The sequence below is a fragment of the Methylocystis sp. genome (assembly GCF_046349115.1).
GTDB lineage: Bacteria > Pseudomonadota > Alphaproteobacteria > Rhizobiales > Beijerinckiaceae > Methylocystis.
Map to the genome: position 1 here is coordinate 671,773 of NZ_JAXMCX010000002.1, position 18,237 is coordinate 690,009.

Consider the following 18,237-nt stretch of genomic DNA (forward strand, 5'->3'; position numbering starts at 1 on the left):
TACATTCAATCAGTTACGTGGTGCCCAGGGGCGGAATCGAACCACCGACACTGCGATTTTCAGTCGCATGCTCTACCAACTGAGCTACCTGGGCTCGCGCGGGCGCGATATGTCGGGGCTTATAGAAAGCGCGGCGCCTCTTGTCCAGACCCGCGAGTCTCGCAAAGGAGGCCGGCGATCCTGTAACGCGACAGAGCAAATGGCCGAAAATTGGGAAAGGCGGGCCTCGAAAAAATCGAAAAACCCCGGAAAAGTGGGAATTCAGGAGCGGCTTGGCGCGCGACCTATGAAGCAAGCAGGGAAATCCCGAGCGGGCGTCAATAGGAAAGAACTCCAGGAAATTCTACGGCGAACGATCGAAACGCGACAATCTGCCGAATTTGTAAATCAGGTGTTGGATGCGGATCGAGATTGGCGCGGCACAAACCGCGCCGCCTATTGGTCGCGCTGCGACAGTCTGCCCGTCAAAACCTTCAGATGCGAGGGCTGCGCTTGGCCGGTTTGGAGCGCGCCGGAAGCGCGCATGCGGAGTCCCTCGGTCAGTTCCGCTATTCCGACAGAATGACCGTAGCGGTCGCGTAACGGCAATTTGCCGCCAGGCGCCAATCGCTGCTCCAACAGATCGGCGGCGACGGCGATTAGAATATTGGCGAGTTCCTGATTGCGCGACGCAGAATTGCCATCAAACGCCACGGTCCGACATTCGATCGTCATATTGAAATGCACGAGGCAGGCCTCCCAATTACTATTCAGATAACGAAATGCGTTCGGCGACCAGCGCGAGCGCTTCAATTATCTTTTCTTGCAACGCCTCACAATCGATTTTTCCACCCTATCGCAGGGTCAACGACTTTGAAGTCCCTTTTGTGGCGAATTTCCGGGCCAAGGGCGGGGCCGGCGGTCGAAATCGCCTCCGCCGACCAGCAGCCGCGCGCCGGACCTGCTCGCATCGCGCGCGTCGTCTAAAATCCGGTTTCATTTTTTCGCTGCGCGCTCTATGCCAGCGCGGCATTGAGGGAGGCGAGATGAGCAACATTAAACGAATCGGCGCGGGACCGCGCATGAGCCAGGCGGTGGTGCGCGGCAACGCGGTCTATACGGCCGGCCAGGTGGCCGACAAGTCGAAGGGCGGATCGGTCGCCGATCAGACTCGCGAAATTCTCGCGCAGATCGACGCGCTTCTTGCCGAAGCCGGCAGCGCCAAGGCGAATATTCTCTCGGCGACGATCTATCTTGCCGATATTTCGAGCTTCGCGGAGATGAATAGCGTCTGGGACGAATGGGTCGACAAGGCCAATCCGCCGGCGCGCGCCACCGTCGAAGCAAAACTCGTCGCGCCGGCCTATAAGGTCGAGATCGCGGTCATCGCGGCGCTGTAGGGCATTTTCCGCCGAAGCGGACGCCGGTTCGGCGTAGAAAATGCGCTAAAAAAACGGCGCGCATTTACAAATGCGCGCCGGCGCCGCTCAGCGGGTTTTGCGGGTCAAAAGCGTAGCGCAGGGTCTCGAAGCGCATGTCGCGGGCGTCGATGAGCAGCAGGCGGCCGACCAGCCCCTCGCCGAAGCCGACGATCTCGCGCACGACTTCGAGCGCCATCATCGCGCCGACGACGCCGGCGAGCGCGCCGAGAACGCCCGCCTCTTCGCAGGTCGGGATTTCGCCCGCTTGCGGCGGCGTCGGAAAAAGGCAGCGATAGGTTGGGTTCGGTCCGTCCCGCCCCTGCTCGAAAGGGCGTAGCGTTGTCAGCGATGCGTCGAAGCCGCCGAGCGCGCCGGTGACGAGCGGCTTTTTTTCATGAAAGCAGGCGTCGGAAACGAGATAGCGGGTCGCGAAATTATCCGACCCGTCGGCCACAATATCGTAGCGCGCGATCAGCGCTCTCGCGTTCGTCTCGTCCAGTCGCAGGGCATGCGGCTCGACGACGACATGCGGATTGATGCGGACGACGGCGTCTTTCGCGCTTTCGACCTTCAGGCGAGCGACGTCCGGCGTGCCATGGATCACCTGGCGCTGCAGATTCGACAGTGAAACCGAATCATCGTCGACGATTCCGAGCGCCCCGACGCCGGCCGCGGCAAGATATTGGAGGAGCGGCGCGCCGAGCCCGCCGGCGCCGATGACGAGAACCCGCGCCTGTTTGAGCCTGCTCTGGCCCGGCCCGCCGATGTCGCGCAGCACCAGATGCCTCGCGTAACGTTCGATCTCTTCAGGCGAAAGATTCAAAAAGGCGCTCCGGCGCCGCGCGAGGTTGCGGCGGGCCGACCATAGCCGCTTCCCCTGTCCGCCTCCAGTTTTGACGACGGCAGGCGCCGAGAGCGTCAGGGCTGAACAGGCTGGCGTTTTTTCTCGGAGCGTCGCTCGCCGGACGAATCATGGTTTGTCGCGCGCAGCGCCGCCAGACCGACGCCGCCGAGCGCGGCCGCGCCGCGGGCGTAATGGATATTGTCGAGGAACAGCCGGGCGCAATTCTCCCAGGTGTAGGTCAGCGCATGGGCGCGCGCCGCTTCCCGGCTGATGTCGAGCGCCGCCAGCGCCGCCGTTCGCAAATCCTCGTCGAGCGCGCCTGCGCCGCTGGCGCCGATCACGTCGAGCGGACCCATGACCGGATAGGCCGCGACCGGCAGGCCGCAGGCCATGGCTTCGAGCATCACCATGCCGAATGTGTCGGTGCGGCTCGGAAAGACGAACACGTCCGACGAGGCGTAGAGCGCCGCAAGTTCGGCGCTGGTTTTCACGCCAAGAAATTGCGCCTGCGGAAATCGCGCTTCGAGCCCGGCGCGGGCCGGCCCGTCGCCGGCGACGAGCTTCGTGCCCGGCAGATCGAGCGACAGGAAGGCCTCGATGTTTTTCTCGACGGCCAGTCGCCCCGCATAAAGGAAAATCGGCCGCTCGAAGGGAAGCGGCGTCGCTGCGTCGGGCGTGAACAGCGCATGGTCCACCCCGCGCGACCAGCGCAAGATCCGCCGAAATCCGCGCTCCGACAATTCGCGGGAGAGACTGGGCGTCGACACCATGACGCCGGCGCCGGCGTTGTGGAAACGGCGCAAGGCCGCGTAGGAGACTCCGACCGGCAGCCCGAAGCGCGCCTGAATATATTCTGGAAAGCGCGTGTGAAAGCTGGTCGTGAAACAGCGGCGCGCCTTCAGCAGCACAGCGCGGGTCACCAGTCCGATCGGACCTTCCGTCGCAATATGGACGTGATCATAGCCTTCTTCGAGCCGCCGGCGAACGGCGCGCGGCGAGGCGAGCGCCAGCCCGATTTCGGGATAGGTCGGCATCGGCAGCGAATTGAAATCGCGCGGCGTCAGAAAGTCGATATCGGCGCCCAGCCCGCGGGCCGACTGCGCCATGGTTTCAAGCGATCTGACGACGCCATTCACCTGCGGACGCCAAGCGTCCGTCGCCACCAATATTCTCATCAGGCCGCCACTGCTCTCTCGTTCTGCAAGGCCTTGGCGCTTTCCGCGGCCTCCGCCGCCTCGCGTTCAGCCGCGGTGTCGTGCCAGCGCAAAATCTCGAACGCGCCATCCTGATGTTCGGCGATCGCGGTGCAGCTTTCGACGAAATCTCCGGTATTGACGTAGAGCTTGCCGGCGATGGTCTTGATCGTCGCGTGATGGATATGGCCGCAGATGACGCCGTCGACGTTGCGCCGCGCCGCCTCTGACGCCAAAGCGTTCTCGAAATCGCCGATGAAATTGACGGCGTTCTTGACCTTCAGCTTCGCCCAGGCGGAAAGCGACCAATAGCCGACGCCGAACATGCGGCGCGCACGGTTGAACCAGGTATTGACGACGATCGCAAAATCATAGGCCCAGTCGCCGAAGAAGGCGAGCCAGCGGGCGTTGCGCACGACGATGTCGAACTGATCGCCATGGATGACCAGCATGGTCTTGCCGTCGGCGGTCTCATGCAGCGCGTCTTCGACGACTTCGACGCCGCCGAAATTGAGCCCGGTATAGTCACGCGCGAATTCGTCGTGATTGCCCGGCACATAGATGACGCGCGCGCCTTTCCGCGCCTTGCGCAAAAGTTTCTGGACCACGTCATTATGGGCCTGAGGCCAGTACCAGCCGTTCTTTAAGCGCCAGCCGTCAACAATGTCGCCGACGAGATAGAAGGTGTCGGCGTCATTATATTTGAGAAAATCGACCAGCAGTTCGGCCTGCGCGCCTCTCGCGCCAAGATGCAGATCGGACAAAAACAATGTCCGGTAGCGCTTGACCGCATGTTCGCCTGCTGGATCCGACATATGCGCTCCATTTGAGCGCGCCGCTTGGGAGACATTCGCCCTGGCGTTTCTGTCGAGCATGAGCCTGTTCGCCTCTCGCTTCGCCGCATGGGCTGATTGACCAGATTCGGATCACAGCGAGATGACACGACGGCTTTGGCGACAAATCCGCAGCGGGGCTGAATAGCCGCGTTCGATATTTCGAACGAAAGCGGATATCTTGCCGGTTCGATTCTGAATGGACGGGCGCAGCCAAAGCGCGGCGGATGATGGGCGTCGAAGGTCAGGATAAGCAGAAAATGCTGGAGGCGGGCGCGCTGGCGCTTTCGGGTCAGCTCGGCGCGACCGTTCAGCGCCTGCGCAAAGCCTATAATCTGTCGCTGTCCGAACTCTCCCACCAGTCCGGCGTCGCCAAATCGATCATCAGCCAGATCGAACGCAACGAAACCAATCCGACGCTCGCCACGATCTGGCGTCTGGCGCAGGCGCTCGACGTCTCGATCGAGCGGGTGTTGCAGACGACTGAAGAGGAACCTTTCCTCGAAAAGACAAGCAAGGCGGACACGCCGATTCTAGTCTCGAACGACGGCAAATGCCGTCTGGCGATCATCGGCTGGATCAAGACCGTCGAATGGCTGCAGTGTTACGAATTCGCCGCCGACCCCGGCGGCTCGCTCGAATCGGACGCGCATCAACGCGGTTCGGTCGAGAGCCTGTCGGTTCGCGAGGGCGAACTCGAGGTCGAAGTGGCCGGCGCGAAGTCGAGCGTGAAGGCGGGGGAAACCCTGCGCTATCGCTGCGACAAGCCCCATGTCATCCGCAATCTCGGCAAGACCCCGGCGCAGGCGACGATGGTCTGCATTCTAAAAGCGGCGGCGATGGAATGATCGACGCCGCCGCAGGGCGGATCGGCGCCTGCGGCGGCGGTGGGCGCCTGAGCGTCAGGAATGCAATTCGCCGACGTGCTTTTGCGAATAGAGCTGCACGCCGAGCTGCTTGATCAACTCGAGTTGCGTCTCGAGGAAGTCGATGTGCCGTTCCTCGCTCTTGACCACGTCCTCGAAAAGCTGCTCGGAAACTCGATCATTGATCGAGAGACTATAGGCCGCGGCTTCGAGATAGAGGTTGCGGGCTTCGAGTTCGGTGGCGAGATCCGCCTTGATGATTTCCTCGACCGACTGGCCGATGCGCAACGGATCGAGCACCTGCATGTTGGGAAAGCCTTCAAGGAAAAGAATGCGCTCGGCGAAATGATCCGCGTGATGCATTTCCTCGATCGACTCTTCGCGCCATTTCTTGGCGAGTTCGAGAAAGCCCCAATTGTGGAAGATGCGGTAGTGCAGCCAGTACTGATTGACCGCCGTCAACTCTGCGCGCAACCCGCGATTAAGATACTCGATGACCTTCGCGTCACCGCGCATGTCCGCATCCTTTCCATGAAATAGACCTAGGCCGCCAGTTCGTCGGCGCGACAGCCTTCACAATCGCCGTGCCCGGAGCATTCATCCAGTCCTCGCGCGGCGTGCTGGTCGACGATGGCGACGATGCTGCGCACACAGCGCCCGCATTTCGCCTCGCAACCCATGTGCCGGAACACTGCTGCGACCGAAGGCCGGTCGCTCCGTGGTCCGAGCGTATCGCGCACATCGCGGTCCGACAGGACGTTGCACGAACAGACGATCATTGCTTAGCCTAGTTTGGAAAGATTGCAAACTACTTTCGGAAAGGCGGCAAACTTTCTTCTTTGGAAAGATTGCAAACTACCTTTCCTATCAGTAAGTTACAACATCTCCCCTGATTTGCCAACTCCCGCGTGTCGGCTTTCCGACAGAAAGCGCGCCGCCACGGTGTGATTGGCAAGGACCATGCCGTTTCACTCCAATTCTATTTGCATTGATCAGGCTGGCGGCAAGGGCTGAACAAAAATTGAGCCGCGAATGAATTTCGCGGCTCCAAGCTCTCCGGCGTCGCCCGGCTTACCAATAGTCGCGCCGCCAGCCGCCGCCCCCGCCATAGCCGCGGCCGCCGCCATAGCCGTAGCCCCGGCCCCAACCGCCATAGCCGGAGCCGCCATAACCCCCGCCCCAGCCGCCGCCCCAGCCGCCATAACCCCCGCCCCAGCCGCCGCCCCAGCCGCCGTAACCGCCGCCCCAGCCATAGCCGGGCCGCCACCAGCAGCGAAACGGGCCGCAGACCCAGCGCGCCTTTTGGAGGCTCTGGGCCGTCTGCGCGGCGGGCGCGCGATCAATGCCCGGCAGCGCGGAAGCCTCGGGCGCGAAGGCGCTCGAAGCGAGAACGAAAACGAGGCCGGCGAAGGCCGCTTTGACTGGCGCCGATAGGCTTTTGACGGCTGCCGATCTCATGGAGCATCCTCCTCAAGGGAAATGTTGGAACCATTTTCAGGCTAAAGCGCATGCGCTGAACCAGGGCTGAAACATGCGTTCATCAGAAAGTTATCCATGACGAAACTCTTGGGCGCGCTGGATCAGGGCACGACGAGCACAAGATTTGTCCTCATCGACGCGAGCGGCGACATCATCGCCCAGTCGCAGCGCGAACACCGCCAGATCTATCCCCGCCCCGGCTGGGTCGAGCATGACGCCGCCGAAATCTGGCGCAATGCGCAGACCGTGATCGAGGCGACTCTCGCCAAGGCCAAAGTCTCGGCGCGCGACCTCTCGGCCGTCGGCGTGACAAATCAGCGCGAGACGACGGTTCTGTGGGACGCGGCGACCGGCGCACCGCTCCACAACGCCATCGTCTGGATGGATGCGCGCACGCACGCTGCAGTCGACCGGCTCGCGGCGCAGGACTTGGCCGACCTTGTCCGCGCGAAGACCGGCCTGCCGCTCGCGACCTATTTTTCGGCGCTTAAGCTCGGCTGGCTGCTTGATGAAATTCCCGGCGCGCGCGCCCGCGCGGCCCGTGGCGAAGCGCTTTTCGGCACGATCGATTCCTGGATCGTCTGGAATTTGACCGGCGGCCGCGGCGGCGGCCGACACATCATCGACGCGACCAACGCCTCGCGCACGCAGTTGATGAATCTCGACACGCTGAGCTGGGACGACGAGCTTGTGCATATTTTTGACATTCCGCCCGGCTGTCTGCCGACAATATGCTCCTCGAGCGAAGTCTACGGCGACTGTGTCGGCGCGCTTGCCGGCGTTCCGCTCGCCGGCGCGCTCGGCGACCAGCACGCCGCTCTCCTCGGACAGGCCTGCGTCAAGGCCGGCGACGCCAAGAACACCTATGGCACCGGCTGCTTTCTCTTGATGAACGTCGGCGAGACGCCGCGCGTTTCGACCCAAGGTCTGCTGACGACGCTGGCCTACAAGCTCGGCGACGCCAGGCCCTGTTACGCGCTCGAAGGGTCGATCGCGATCGCCGGCGCTCTGGTGCAATGGCTGCGCGACAATCTCGGGATCATCAGGGAGAGCGGCGAGATCGAGTCGCTCGCGCGAAGCGTGCCGGACAATGGCGACGTTTATTTCGTGCCGGCCTTCTCCGGGCTGTTCGCGCCGCGCTGGCGGGGCGACGCGCGCGGGCTGATCGCCGGACTGACGCGTTTCTCCAACAAAGGCCATATCGCCCGAGCGGCGCTCGAAGCAGCGGCCTTCCAGACCCGCGAAGTGCTGGCGGCGATGGTCGCCGACGCCGGCGTCGAAATCGGCGCGCTCAAAGTCGACGGCGGCATGGCGGCGAACGACCTCTTGATGCAGTTTCAAGCCGACATCATCGACGCGCCGGTGGTTCGGCCGCGACAGCTCGAATTGACCGCGATCGGCGCCGCCTATGCGGCGGGGCTCGCGGTGGGGGTATACAAAAGCCTGGACGACATCGCGGCGCATTTGCGCGAGTCGCGTCGATTCACCCCCGACATGAGTCCGCAAGAGCGGGCGCGTCTCGTCGCCTCGTGGGAGAAGGCGGTCGAGCGTTCGCTGGGCTGGGCGATCTGACCCTCGCTAATCGAAATCGACGCTCAAACCGTGTTTTTCGAGCTGCTGTTCGACCGCATCGAGGATTTTGTGCAGTTCCTCGATATCGATCGGGGTTTCGTCGTCGGGCGGGTCCCAATGGTCGAGATCGTCGAGACGCACGACGAAATCGGCGTCTTCCTCCGATTCACCGTCGGGCGGCGCGGCGGGAATGGTGAGCGTTTTCCCGCCGCGGCGCACGCGAATCGCGCCCTCCGTCACCTCGACCTGATAGCCGCCTGAGCGTCGCGCCATGGCTCCCCCTTCAGCCTCGCGATAATTCACGCATCGACAAGCCCGGCGCGAGCGGCGGCCTTGCGCATGAGCGTCGGCAATCCCTCTTTATCGAGATTGTCGCGCGCCGCCCAGCGGCAATCCGATGGCGCCGATTTGGCCCGCGTCTGCGCGACGAACACGGTCGCCTCCAAAGCAAAATGCGTGAAAACATGGGTCAGCGGTTGTTCGAGCGCCCGCCAGCGCGCCGCGCAGGGCGCGAAACCAGCGAACGCCGCGGCCGGGATATCCTGCGTCAGCGGCGTCGACGGAAAAGCGTTCATGCCGCCGAAAAGCCCCTTGGGCGGCAGCCGCCGCAACAGGGCTTCGTCGCCGCGCCGCAGGATGAAAATTGCGCCCCGGCGCCTCGGCTTTTGCGGCTTGGGCGGGCGCGCCGGATAGTCGAGCGGCGCGCCAAGACGCCGCGCCGCGCAGACGGAGGACAGCGGACAGGCGGCGCAGTCGGGGTTTTTCGGCGTGCACACCAGCGCGCCGAGCTCCATCAGCGCCTGGACTGAATCGCCCGCGCGCGAAGGCGTCGCCAGGGCGGCGGCCTTCTCGCGAATCAGCGGCGCGGCCTGGCGCGGCGGCTTGTCGATCGCATGAAGACGGGCGACGACGCGTTCGACGTTGCCGTCGACGGCGACGCAGGGCTGATCGAAAGCGATCGCGGCGATCGCCGCCGCCGTATAGGGACCGACGCCCGGAAGGCGTCGCAGAGCTTCTTCTTCCTGTGGAAATCCGTCGGAAGACTCCGCGACCGCGCGCGCGCAGGCGTGCAGATTGCGGGCGCGGGCGTAATAGCCGAGCCCGGCCCATTGGGCGAGAACGTCGTCGAGCGGCGCGCGCGCCAAATCGTCGACCGTCGGCCAGCGCGACAGGAAGGCGACATAGCGGTCTTTGACTGTGGCGACGGTCGTCTGCTGCAGCATGATTTCCGACAGCCAGACTCTGTAGGCGTCCGGTGCTTTGCCGAGCCGCGCGCGCCAGGGCAGATCGCGCCGCTCGGCGTCATACCAGGCGAGGAGCGCCTCGGCCGGCTTGGTCGATCTCGCGCGAGGCTTTATCATGAGGGCGATTGATAGAGGGCGAAGCCTCGCCCTCGCAAGGAGGCGGCTTGGCCGCAAGTCCAATGAGCGCTCCCTCGCGCGCGAAAGGTTTAAGAGCGCGTCCGCTCGCCGACTATGTGCTGCGCGAACTCGACCCGCTGGTCGCGGCGCGCGGCTTTGGCGAAGCCTCGCTGCTCTTATGCTGGCGCGAGATCGTCGGCGCTCGAATCGCGCGAATCTGCGCGCCGGACGCTCTGAAATGGCCAGTGCGGGCGAAGGCGAAGCCGATCGACGCGTCGACGCCCAAACGGCGTGACAAGACGCCGCGAGAGCCGGCGACGCTGGTGCTGCGGGTCGACCCCGGTTTCGGGCTTGAGGCGCAGCATTTCGCCCCGATCATCATCGACCGGGTGAACGCCCATCTCGGCTGGCGCTGCGTCGCGCGGATCGCGCTGCGGCAGGAGGCGCTGGCGCCCGCGCCAGCCTCGCAGCGGCAGGCCTCAACCCGCCCGCCCCCGGCCGACGCCGCCGCCCGCGCCCGCGCGGTCGAGGCGACCGAAGGCGTCGCCGAAGCGGGCCTGCGCGCGGCGCTGATCAGGCTCGGCGAACAAGCGCTTTCCGGTTCAACCGGCGCGCCCGGCGACGCTTGACCGCGCACTTTGCAAGGCCCTTCGAAAGCCCCTTGCAAAGGCTTGCAATCGCCCCCGCATGCTTTTAGGTAAACTCCGCTTCATGCCGCCATAGCTCAGTTGGTTAGAGCACCAGATTGTGGATCTGGGGGTCCCCCGTTCGAGCCGGGGTGGCGGTACCATGTTCTTAGCGCCGGCAATTTTAACGGCGGAGTCCGAACCGCCGCCGCGCATGGGGCGGGACAGATGACTTGGCGACGTAGGCTTCTCGACAGGCCGCCGGAACGCGATCCGCGGCCGATCTATGTCGCGGCCTTCGGACTGCTGATGTCCGTCGTGAGCTACGCCATTCCCGACGAGCGCTTGGCGGGCGCCTTTTTCGGATCCGGCCTGATCACCGCGGCGTTCTGCGTGGTCTATTGGCTCGCCAATCCCACCGGCGGGCTGGATTGAGCGGATTCAGCATATAGGCCGTCATCGCGAGCCGCAGGCGAAGCGATCCAGGCGTGCGTTCGCGCCTTTGGATTGCTTCGCTTCGCTCTCAATGACGCGCGGAGCGCCATACGGAGTCGCATTGATCTCAGGGATCCGAATCCTGGTTAACGAGGCGCCACCTCACCGCGTCATGGCTGCGCTTGTCGCGCCCATCCACGCGACGACGCGCCGCAAATATAAGAACGTGAGCCGAACGCGCCGTCTTGCGCGAGACGTTTCGCAATGTCCCGGCGTGGGTGGCCGGGACAAGCCCGGCCATGACGGCTGAGAGTGAGCTGAAATTAATCCGAGTTCGGAGCCTTGGCTTCGACCTACAGCAGATTGCCTTCCGAAATCGCGCGAAGGGCGAAGCCGAGCGCGATGATGCCCCAGCCTTTGAACAGAAGATCGACGCCCAGGAACGTGCCGATCGCCCAGAGGCCGGTGAAGGGCCAGCCGATCACCAGCAGCGCGCCGAGAATCAGCGCGACGCCGCCCTGAATGAGATACATCCAGAGCCCTTCGATATGCGAGGTGAAGGCGAAGCCGATGACAAGCACGCCTTCGGCGATGAAATAGAAGCCGATGAGCAGCGTGATCGCCTCGGCGCTGATCGCCGGCCGCGTCAGGAGCATGATTCCGACGATCGCCAGAAGGACCGCCCACAGCACATGGACGAAAAAGTCGGTCCACAGGCCGGCCGTCGTGAAGGCGAAGATGAGCACGGACACGGCGCTGACGACGAGCAGGACGCCAAAGAAGCCGACCGTGATGATGGTCGCCATCCTGGCGCGCAGGATCGCGATGATCCCGAGCGCGCCCACCAATATGCCAAGGGCGATGACCCAACCCCAATGGACGGCGAGAACGTCGGGGGCGCTTGAAACGAAAGAGTCAAACTGTCGCTGCATCTAAGTCATCCATGGCAAGGTGGCGAAAACCCGATCTTTGCCGATCGACGGCAAATAGCAAGCCGATAATTGCAGGGAGACGATTTCACCGGCGGCGGCGTTCTACTCAGCCAAAATCTCGAATAGATTGCGCCCAGCATCGCGTTCTTAAAAAAACATGGAAGCCGAGCGCAGTTACGAGCCGCTGACCAAAGACGATCTCGCGCGGCTTGGCGCGATCGCGCAGGACGTATTGCGCGACAGGGTTTTTCGAACGCCCGTCGGGCACCGATACAAAGACCGGCTGATATTGCTGGCGCTCTGCCAGGGCGCGGCGCAGCATTATGTGGACGGCGTGACCGGCGTCAAAGACCTCGATGTCTGGGCCTTCTTTCGCGGCGGAATCGAGAAGCCCTTTCCCTGGCGGGCGCGATGGAGCGTCGATTTCGGCCCTTCCCGCCTCGGCCGCCATCCGGCTGACGAGGGATATCTGGGGCGGCGCGTCGATGTGATGGGCCGCTCGATTCCAGCCGACAAGTTGACGGGCGAAGACGCGGTCCGCGCCTGGCTACATGGTCGCAGCAAGAGCGCACGACTTCTCGTCAAGCGACCGGCGATCGGGCTTTTTCCGCGGGAACTGTTCGCAAAGCCGCTCTGGTCGCCGGAATCGCCATCGTAAGCGGTCCAACCCAGCCGCATTCGCGCTCGCGCTGCGCGCTTGCGCGGGACGCTCAAGACGCGTTTCTTAGCCGCTGAACGGTTTGGGGAGCGGGAAGCACTTATGAAATTCATTCGATCGGCGGCCTTTTTCACCGCCCTGCTCGTCTCGCTCGCCGCCGCCGGCGCCGAGAGGAGCCGCTCCGTCATTCCGCTGACCGTGAACGAGGACGAATATTTCGGCGGGCGCATCTATCTGCAGGCGCGCATCGGCAATGTCATGGGGCCGATGCGCCTCGACACCGGCGCCTCCAGCACGCGCCTCAGACTCGCGTCCTGGAACAAGGATTTGCGGGTTCTCGGCGAAAGCGTCTCGACAGGCGCGTCGGGCGCGACGATGCGCTGCGACGACGTCGAAGCGCCGAAGGTCGAACTCGTCGCCAGCGAAGGAAACAATGTCGCGCGGGTAAATTATGAGATCACGCGCTGTCCGACGGACGCCGGCGATGACCTGTTGGGACTCGATTTCTTCCGCGGCGCCCGTTTTAGCCTGGATGTCGATCGCCGCGAGCTTGTCTTCTTCGGCGAAGCGATCGCAAGCGGTCAGCCTAAGGCGCTTCGGCGGCTGGGACCCGACCAGCGTCTCATCGGCATCGACTTGAATTTCGGCAAGACGGCCTTGGTCGGGTTGTTCGACTCAGGCGCCGAAGTCTCGGCGGTCGATCAGCTATTCATCCGCAGGCACAAAAGGCTTTTCACAGTCGTCAACGCCAAGGCCCGCGCGAGCGGCGTCGCCGGCGCCCGGATCGCCTCGAAAATATATAAGATCAAATCGCTCGACTTGGGCGAAGGCCGCGTGCTGCGCGATGTCTACGCGATCTCCTATGACTTTCGCGGCTTGCGCGCCGCTCTCGGCCGCGACGTTTCTTTGCTGATCGGCTGCAACGTCATCCGAAGCTTCAGCTGGGATTTCGATTTCCGCACGCCGGAGTCGCCGACATGGGACGCGAAGCTGAAATAGATCGCCCTTCACGACGACCAGCGTCCAGCTCGTCATTGCGATCAGCGAAGCAACGAAGCGATCCAGAACGGTGGTCGCGACTCCAGATTGCTTCGCTTCATTCGCGATGACGGCGTGTCGTCGGACGTCGCTAGAAATTCACCTTCGACGAGAGATAGAAGCTGCGGCCGGGAGAGGGATAGCCGTCGGCGAGCACATAATAATCGTCGAAGGCGTTGCGCACGCCGGCGGAAAATTTGATGTTGTCGCCCGGCTGATAGTCGACGTTGAAATTGGTCAGGCAAAAGGCGCCGGTCCGATAGTACCATTGGCCGTTCGTCGTCGACGTCCAGCGGGCGCCGTCCATCTCGATATTCGGCGTGAAGGTGAGCTCGGGAATCGGACGGTAGCCGGCGTAAATGAGGAGCTTGACGTCGGGCACGCCGATCGGCTGAAAATTGACGATCGAAGGCGAATGGACCTGGCGCCGCATCAATGTGAGATTGCCGCCGAGCGAGAAATCCTCGCGCACGAAATAATCGGCCGAGAGTTCGGCGCCCCAGAATCTGCCGCTGCCGACATTCTGCGATTGGGTGACATTGACGCCGAACTGCGGCGCCGGCACGCTTTGAATGAGATTGTCGACGATGCTGTAAAAGACGTCGACCGAGACGCGGCTTCCGGGCGCAAAGAGACTCGACCAGCCGAGGTCGAAATTGGTGGCCCGTTCCGGCCTCAGCGCAGGATTGGAGGTCGCGCCGCCAAAGCGCGTGCTGAAACGTTCGAACAGCGTCGGATAGCGGGTTCGGCTCGAGCCGTTGAAGTAGATTCGGTCGGTATCGGTATAGCGCCAGACGGCCGCCCCCTGATAGTTAGGCGCCTGCACGTCGATCGGCCGATAGTCGATGACGCCCTGCGGAACGGCGAAGCCCTGCGCCTGGCGCAGATGCCGCCAATCCCAGCTGAAGCCTCCAACGATATCGATGTCTGACCTCGGGTGGAAGGTATTCTCGACCGCCGCCGAATAAGTGTCCTCGATGCTCGAAATGATCGGCTGGGTGAAGCAGGGAACATTGCTCACGCAGCCGGCGCGAGTCCCACGGATATTCTGTCCGAAATTCTCCTGCCATTCGGAATGATTGTCGAGCCGGTAGAAGAACAGCGCCTTCAGCGTGTCGATGTCGCCGATTTCCGTCCCGGCCTCGACTTCGGCGCCGAGCGCGTAATCGGCGTAAGCGCTGTTGAACGATTTGGGCAAAGACTGGTTGAAGAAGGAAGGATCGTCATAGCCGACGAGCGAATTGTCGAATTTGCTCCAATAGCCGCGCGTCTTCACATAGGCGGCGTCATTGAGCTGGGTTCTCGACAGGAAATAGAGGTTCTGAACGCGCCAATAGGGCCATCGCCAAAAACGCTGGGTGGAGAGGGGATCGGTCGTATGAAGCGGCGCGCCTTTTTGGCCGTCCTGACGGCTGAAGGTTAAGGAATATTCGTCGGTGGCGTTGGGCGTCACGGCGACGCGCGCATTGACGCTATAGTCTTGCGTATAGGATTGGCCGCGAATGCCCGATCCCTGCGCCAGCGTCGGGCGATAGCTCGCGGGCAGCATCCAGCCGTCGGAATTCTGGAACGTGCCGCTGAGCTGCGCGTACCAGAGATCGTGCTTGGTGCCCGCGAAACCATAGGTCATCGGTCCAAGGAACGTTCCGTCGCGGCCGAAGTCGAATCTGGTGCGCCATTCGGCTTCGATCTCGCGCGTCGGCCGGCGCGACACCAGATTGATCTGGCCGCCCATGCCGCCCGGCCCATCGAGCACCGAGACATAGCCCTTGGCGATCTGCACTTCGGCGATGTCGGCGGTGAGAAAACGCGCGAAATCGAGCCTGTTATCGACCGGCAGATAGACGCGAACGCCATCGACGGTGAGCGGGACCTGCCAGCGATCGAAGCCGCGCACATAGATGTTCTGTTCATTGCGGGAGTTGCCCGAAATCTGACTGTTGACGCCGGGCGCGATATTGACCGCGCTGTCGAGCGTCGGCCGCGCGAAAGTCTCCATCTGCCGGTTGGTGATGGTGTAGCCGCCGAAAGCGTCGGTGTGCTGCCTTGGCGTCGGACCATTGTCGACTTTCTCGGTAGGCTGCGCCTGGGTCGACGGGGATTCGCCATCGCCATTGCCATTGCCGGGCTCGGCGACTTTTGTCGGGACTGCGAGACGACGCGCGCCGACCTTGATCTGGCCGAGTTCGAAGGCTTTCGGCGCATGGACTTCGATCGGCGGCAACGTCGTCTGCGCGCCCAGGGGCGCTGACAGCAAGAGAAGCGCGCCGCCTGAGATCGCCGTCGTCATCAGCAGTCTGGTCATTATTGCCCCCATGGTCGTCAGAGAGAATTGAGGAAAGCGAGCAGCGCCTGGCGCTGTTGTTCGGGAAGGTTGCGGAAGGCGTCGGCGGCGGATTGCGCTTCGCCGCCATGCCAGAGGATCGCCTCGGCGGGCGTGCGCGCCCTGCCGTCGTGCAGAAAATTGGCGCCGTCGCCGCCCTTGCCGGCGAGGCCCAGCCCCCAGAGCGGCGGCGTTCGCCAATCGCGCGGACCCGCGTCGAAGTCCTCGCGGCCATCGGCGAGCCCCTCGCCCATGTCGTGCAGCAGAAGATCGCTATAGGGATGGATCGCAACGCCATTGAGCGCCGGCTGCGGCGAAAACGCCGCGACATGCAGCGTATCGCGATGGCAGTCCGAACAACCGATGGCGCGAAACAGGCTTTCGCCATCCGTGACGCGCCGATTGTCGAGATCGCGTCGCGCCGGCGGTGCGAGCGCGCGTATATAGGTGACGACCGCGTCGAGTTGCGCGTCGGCGAGCTCCAGCTTCGGCGCGCCATTCGGACATTCGTTTTGAGCCGCGCAATTCTCGGAAGGAAAAAGCGACGAGGTTATGCCGATGTCTTCAACGAAGGCATTGGCGATTTGCTGTTTGAGATTGGGCTGATTGGCCTTCAGTCCGAAGCGGCCAAGCGTTCTTTTGTCGGTCTCGACATTGAAGACGAAATTCGGCCTTCCCCTGCCCGCGAAAATTTCGGCGTCGCTAACAGCCTCAAGCAAGCCCAGGCCGAAGACAGGCGGCGCGTTGCGCAGCGAGGTCTTCGTCTGTGGCCCAAGCGCGCCATAGGCAAGATGGCGGAAGGAAAGCGTCGGGCGGCGAAGCGTTATTGTTTCGCCGTCGGAAAGCGTCACATCGAATTCGGCGAATTCGACGACAGCCTGACCCTCGCCAGCGACGCCGGACACGCCTTCGGGATTGAGCTGAGCGCCGTAAAGCGGATGGGCGCGCGGTCCGCCATGCGCATCCCGTCCTTCGACGCTCAGCCTCGCCGCCATCGTGCGCGCGACGCCATTTTCGCTGTCGGGCGCGGCGCCGCGCCCGTTCTTGACGTGGCAGGCGATACAGGAAAGCCGATTGTAAAGCGGACCGAGACCGACAAAGTCGGGGTGATCCTGCGAAGGTCCAATGACCCAGGCCTGGCGGAATATGCCGCTCCCCTTGCGGAAGCTCGCGGCGTGAGCGGCGTCCAGCCCTTCGATCGGTTGGGTGAAGGCTTCGCTCTCAGGTCCGCTCGCCTCATAAGGCGTCGCTCCAGTCAGCAGCGCGGCGCAGAGAACGATGCCGAAGCGTTTCACGGCGCCGGCTCCAGACTTGCGACGAGATCGCGCGCCTGTCGCCGCGCCGACGCGATCTGATCGCGCCATTGGGCGATCAGCTGCGCATCGATGGCGTCGCGACGCCCGAAGCGCTCGAGGAAGGCGGTCGCGCGCGACTCGCTTTCCGAAACGGGAATAAAGCCGGCGAATTTCTTCGCCTCGCCAATGATCGCCATGGTCTTGGCGTCGGCGGCGAATTTTTTCTCGGCGTCGTGAATCCCGCGCCACAAATCGGCGCTCTCGGCGTGGCCTTCGACAAACGCGAGATCGAAAAGCAGCGCGATGAGCGGCGGCCGTCGTCGGCCGACCTCGGCGTCGTAATCAAGCAGCGTCGACGCCGGCAGCGTGAAGGGATTAACCAATCCTTCCGGCGCGTTCTGATAGGCGTCGGGTCGCGCCGGATGCCGGCGGCTGTCGCGCTCCATCAGCAAAAGTTGGCCGTCTTTCGACAGCAGGAAGTCGATGAAGGCCTGCGCGCCGGCGACATGCTTGGCGCCTGCGGTCATCGCGACATGGGCGGGCAGGAACGCCGTGCGCTCGGGATAGATCATCTCGACCGGCGCGCCATTGGCCCTGGCGATCTCGGCGATGAAATCGATCGTCAGTGCAAGGGCCGCCTTGCCTTCGCGCACCGTCGCCGTCGGCGCGAATCCGGAGTCGAGCAGCGTCGCCTCGCCCGCCATCTCGCCGAGAAGACGCCAGCCTTCCGTCCAACCTTCGCTTTGCAGAAAAATGTCGTACAGCGCAGGCGAAAAGCCGACCTTGCCGGCGACCGGCATGGCCATCCGCCGCGCATATTCGGGAGAGGCGAGGTCGCGCCAGCGTCGCGGCGCCGAAAGCCCGGCGGCCGCCAATGCGCCGGGATTCGCCACGATCCCATAGCCCGCAACGTCATAGGCCTCGTAAAGGCCTGTCGGGTCGGCCAATTGTTGTGCGCCGAGACGGCTTGGGAGCGCGGCGCGGTCGACCGATATTCTACGAAAGGCGCCGTGGTCGCGAAGAAGGGCGAAATTCGCAGGCGAAGGCGCCCAGTAAATATCGGCGCCGCCCTGCTCCGGCTTGGTCAATTCGGCAAGCGCGTCGCGCGACTGCTTCCAGACGAATTGGACATGAAATTGCGGATGGCCGCGCTCGAACTCGCGCTCATAGCGCGTCGTCAATTCTTCTGGAAAGCTGGTGACGACAATGATGGTCTCTTGGTCCGCCGGCATCGCCGGAACGGCGGCGAAACTGACGAGAAACCAGGAGATTGCAGCGGCGGTGAAAGCGCGTATCATTGACCAGGCATCGTTATGTATCTTCTCTACATAACTGTTTGACTACGTATATGTCGCGCAAATGTCAACTTACGAATTTTATGC

At 63.2% G+C, this 18,237-nt stretch carries 20 protein-coding genes and 2 tRNA genes; 8 read left to right on the top strand and 14 right to left on the bottom strand.

Annotated elements, in window-relative coordinates; translation table 11 throughout:
* Positions 1-18 precede the first annotated feature (18 nt).
* Together U1E20_RS09135 and U1E20_RS09140 are read right to left on the bottom strand one after the other, a co-directional pair.
* A tRNA-Phe gene (locus U1E20_RS09135) sits at positions 19-94 on the bottom strand.
* A 341-nt stretch (positions 95-435) separates the two neighbouring features.
* Complete coding sequence (locus tag U1E20_RS09140) at positions 436-726, bottom strand: hypothetical protein (protein WP_409980278.1); 291 nt, start codon at positions 724-726, stop codon at positions 436-438.
* A 299-nt stretch (positions 727-1,025) separates the two neighbouring features.
* Between U1E20_RS09140 and U1E20_RS09145 the strand changes: the two genes are divergently transcribed.
* The gene (locus U1E20_RS09145) at positions 1,026-1,379 is read left to right on the top strand and encodes a RidA family protein (protein ID WP_409980279.1); all 354 of its coding nucleotides are present in this window, start codon (positions 1,026-1,028) and stop codon (positions 1,377-1,379) included.
* 64 nt (positions 1,380-1,443) lie between these two features.
* Here U1E20_RS09145 and U1E20_RS09150 read toward each other — a convergent pair whose 3' ends face one another.
* The 3 genes from U1E20_RS09150 to U1E20_RS09160 form a co-directional block, all read right to left on the bottom strand.
* A complete protein-coding gene (locus U1E20_RS09150; RefSeq protein WP_409980280.1) occupies positions 1,444-2,223 on the bottom strand; it encodes a HesA/MoeB/ThiF family protein in 780 nt (259 codons plus the stop codon).
* Between the two features lie 95 nt (positions 2,224-2,318).
* Positions 2,319-3,419 carry a glycosyltransferase family 4 protein gene (locus U1E20_RS09155; protein ID WP_409980281.1) on the bottom strand — a complete coding sequence of 367 codons (1,101 nt, stop codon included), beginning with the start codon at positions 3,417-3,419 and terminating at the stop codon, positions 2,319-2,321.
* The gene (locus U1E20_RS09160) at positions 3,419-4,252 is read right to left on the bottom strand and encodes a UDP-2,3-diacylglucosamine diphosphatase (protein WP_409980282.1); all 834 of its coding nucleotides are present in this window, start codon (positions 4,250-4,252) and stop codon (positions 3,419-3,421) included. The genes U1E20_RS09155 and U1E20_RS09160 overlap by 1 nt, the downstream gene beginning before the upstream one ends.
* A 248-nt stretch (positions 4,253-4,500) precedes the next feature.
* Here U1E20_RS09160 and U1E20_RS09165 point away from each other — a divergent pair, with 248 nt between their 5' ends.
* Positions 4,501-5,118 (top strand): helix-turn-helix domain-containing protein, encoded by a 618-nt coding sequence (locus U1E20_RS09165; protein ID WP_409980376.1) that lies wholly within the window; start codon positions 4,501-4,503, stop codon positions 5,116-5,118.
* A gap of 54 nt (positions 5,119-5,172) precedes the next feature.
* Here the strand turns inward: U1E20_RS09165 and bfr are convergent, their stop codons facing one another.
* From bfr to U1E20_RS09180, 3 genes are all read right to left on the bottom strand, one after another.
* Positions 5,173-5,652, bottom strand: coding sequence for a bacterioferritin (gene bfr / locus U1E20_RS09170; protein WP_409980283.1), 480 nt, complete (start codon positions 5,650-5,652; stop codon positions 5,173-5,175).
* A gap of 26 nt (positions 5,653-5,678) precedes the next feature.
* Positions 5,679-5,915 carry a bacterioferritin-associated ferredoxin gene (locus U1E20_RS09175; protein ID WP_409980284.1) on the bottom strand — a complete coding sequence of 79 codons (237 nt, stop codon included), beginning with the start codon at positions 5,913-5,915 and terminating at the stop codon, positions 5,679-5,681.
* A gap of 292 nt (positions 5,916-6,207) precedes the next feature.
* The gene (locus U1E20_RS09180; RefSeq protein WP_409980285.1) at positions 6,208-6,594 is read right to left on the bottom strand and encodes a hypothetical protein; all 387 of its coding nucleotides are present in this window, start codon (positions 6,592-6,594) and stop codon (positions 6,208-6,210) included.
* A gap of 96 nt (positions 6,595-6,690) precedes the next feature.
* Here U1E20_RS09180 and glpK point away from each other — a divergent pair, with 96 nt between their 5' ends.
* Entirely contained in the window at positions 6,691-8,187 is a 1,497-nt protein-coding gene (glpK, locus tag U1E20_RS09185) for a glycerol kinase GlpK (RefSeq protein ID WP_409980286.1), read from the top strand.
* A 6-nt stretch (positions 8,188-8,193) separates the two neighbouring features.
* Here the strand turns inward: glpK and U1E20_RS09190 are convergent, their stop codons facing one another.
* A complete protein-coding gene (locus tag U1E20_RS09190; protein ID WP_409980287.1) occupies positions 8,194-8,460 on the bottom strand; it encodes an Imm74 family immunity protein in 267 nt (88 codons plus the stop codon).
* A gap of 26 nt (positions 8,461-8,486) precedes the next feature.
* Positions 8,487-9,548 carry an A/G-specific adenine glycosylase gene (locus tag U1E20_RS09195; protein ID WP_409980288.1) on the bottom strand — a complete coding sequence of 354 codons (1,062 nt, stop codon included), beginning with the start codon at positions 9,546-9,548 and terminating at the stop codon, positions 8,487-8,489.
* A gap of 62 nt (positions 9,549-9,610) precedes the next feature.
* Here U1E20_RS09195 and U1E20_RS09200 point away from each other — a divergent pair, with 62 nt between their 5' ends.
* The 3 genes from U1E20_RS09200 to U1E20_RS09210 all read left to right on the top strand — a co-directional run bounded on the left by U1E20_RS09200 (position 9,611) and on the right by U1E20_RS09210 (position 10,609).
* Entirely contained in the window at positions 9,611-10,177 is a 567-nt protein-coding gene (locus tag U1E20_RS09200) for a DUF721 domain-containing protein (protein WP_409980289.1), read from the top strand.
* An 84-nt stretch (positions 10,178-10,261) separates the two neighbouring features.
* A tRNA-His gene (locus tag U1E20_RS09205) sits at positions 10,262-10,338 on the top strand.
* 64 nt (positions 10,339-10,402) lie between these two features.
* On the top strand, positions 10,403-10,609 hold the full coding sequence (locus U1E20_RS09210) for a hypothetical protein (RefSeq protein ID WP_409980290.1): 207 nt from the start codon (positions 10,403-10,405) through the stop codon (positions 10,607-10,609).
* Positions 10,610-10,962: 353 nt separating this feature from the next.
* Here U1E20_RS09210 and U1E20_RS09215 read toward each other — a convergent pair whose 3' ends face one another.
* Complete coding sequence (locus U1E20_RS09215) at positions 10,963-11,541, bottom strand: HdeD family acid-resistance protein (protein WP_409980291.1); 579 nt, start codon at positions 11,539-11,541, stop codon at positions 10,963-10,965.
* Positions 11,542-11,698: 157 nt separating this feature from the next.
* On the opposite strand from U1E20_RS09215, the gene U1E20_RS09220 reads away from it, so the two are divergent.
* A complete protein-coding gene (locus U1E20_RS09220) occupies positions 11,699-12,199 on the top strand; it encodes a hypothetical protein (RefSeq protein WP_409980292.1) in 501 nt (166 codons plus the stop codon).
* A gap of 102 nt (positions 12,200-12,301) precedes the next feature.
* Entirely contained in the window at positions 12,302-13,198 is an 897-nt protein-coding gene (locus U1E20_RS09225) for a hypothetical protein (protein ID WP_409980293.1), read from the top strand.
* A gap of 130 nt (positions 13,199-13,328) precedes the next feature.
* Here the strand turns inward: U1E20_RS09225 and U1E20_RS09230 are convergent, their stop codons facing one another.
* Genes U1E20_RS09230 through U1E20_RS09240 form a run of 3 tightly spaced genes read right to left on the bottom strand, consistent with a single transcriptional unit; the run spans position 13,329 to position 18,153 of the window.
* Complete coding sequence (locus U1E20_RS09230; RefSeq protein WP_409980294.1) at positions 13,329-15,542, bottom strand: TonB-dependent receptor plug domain-containing protein; 2,214 nt, start codon at positions 15,540-15,542, stop codon at positions 13,329-13,331.
* 17 nt (positions 15,543-15,559) lie between these two features.
* Positions 15,560-16,855: a di-heme oxidoredictase family protein gene (locus U1E20_RS09235; RefSeq protein ID WP_409980295.1), complete on the bottom strand. Its 1,296-nt coding sequence runs from the start codon at positions 16,853-16,855 to the stop codon at positions 15,560-15,562.
* Complete coding sequence (locus tag U1E20_RS09240; protein WP_409980296.1) at positions 16,852-18,153, bottom strand: ABC transporter substrate-binding protein; 1,302 nt, start codon at positions 18,151-18,153, stop codon at positions 16,852-16,854. The genes U1E20_RS09235 and U1E20_RS09240 overlap by 4 nt, the downstream gene beginning before the upstream one ends.
* Positions 18,154-18,237: the final 84 nt, after the last annotated feature.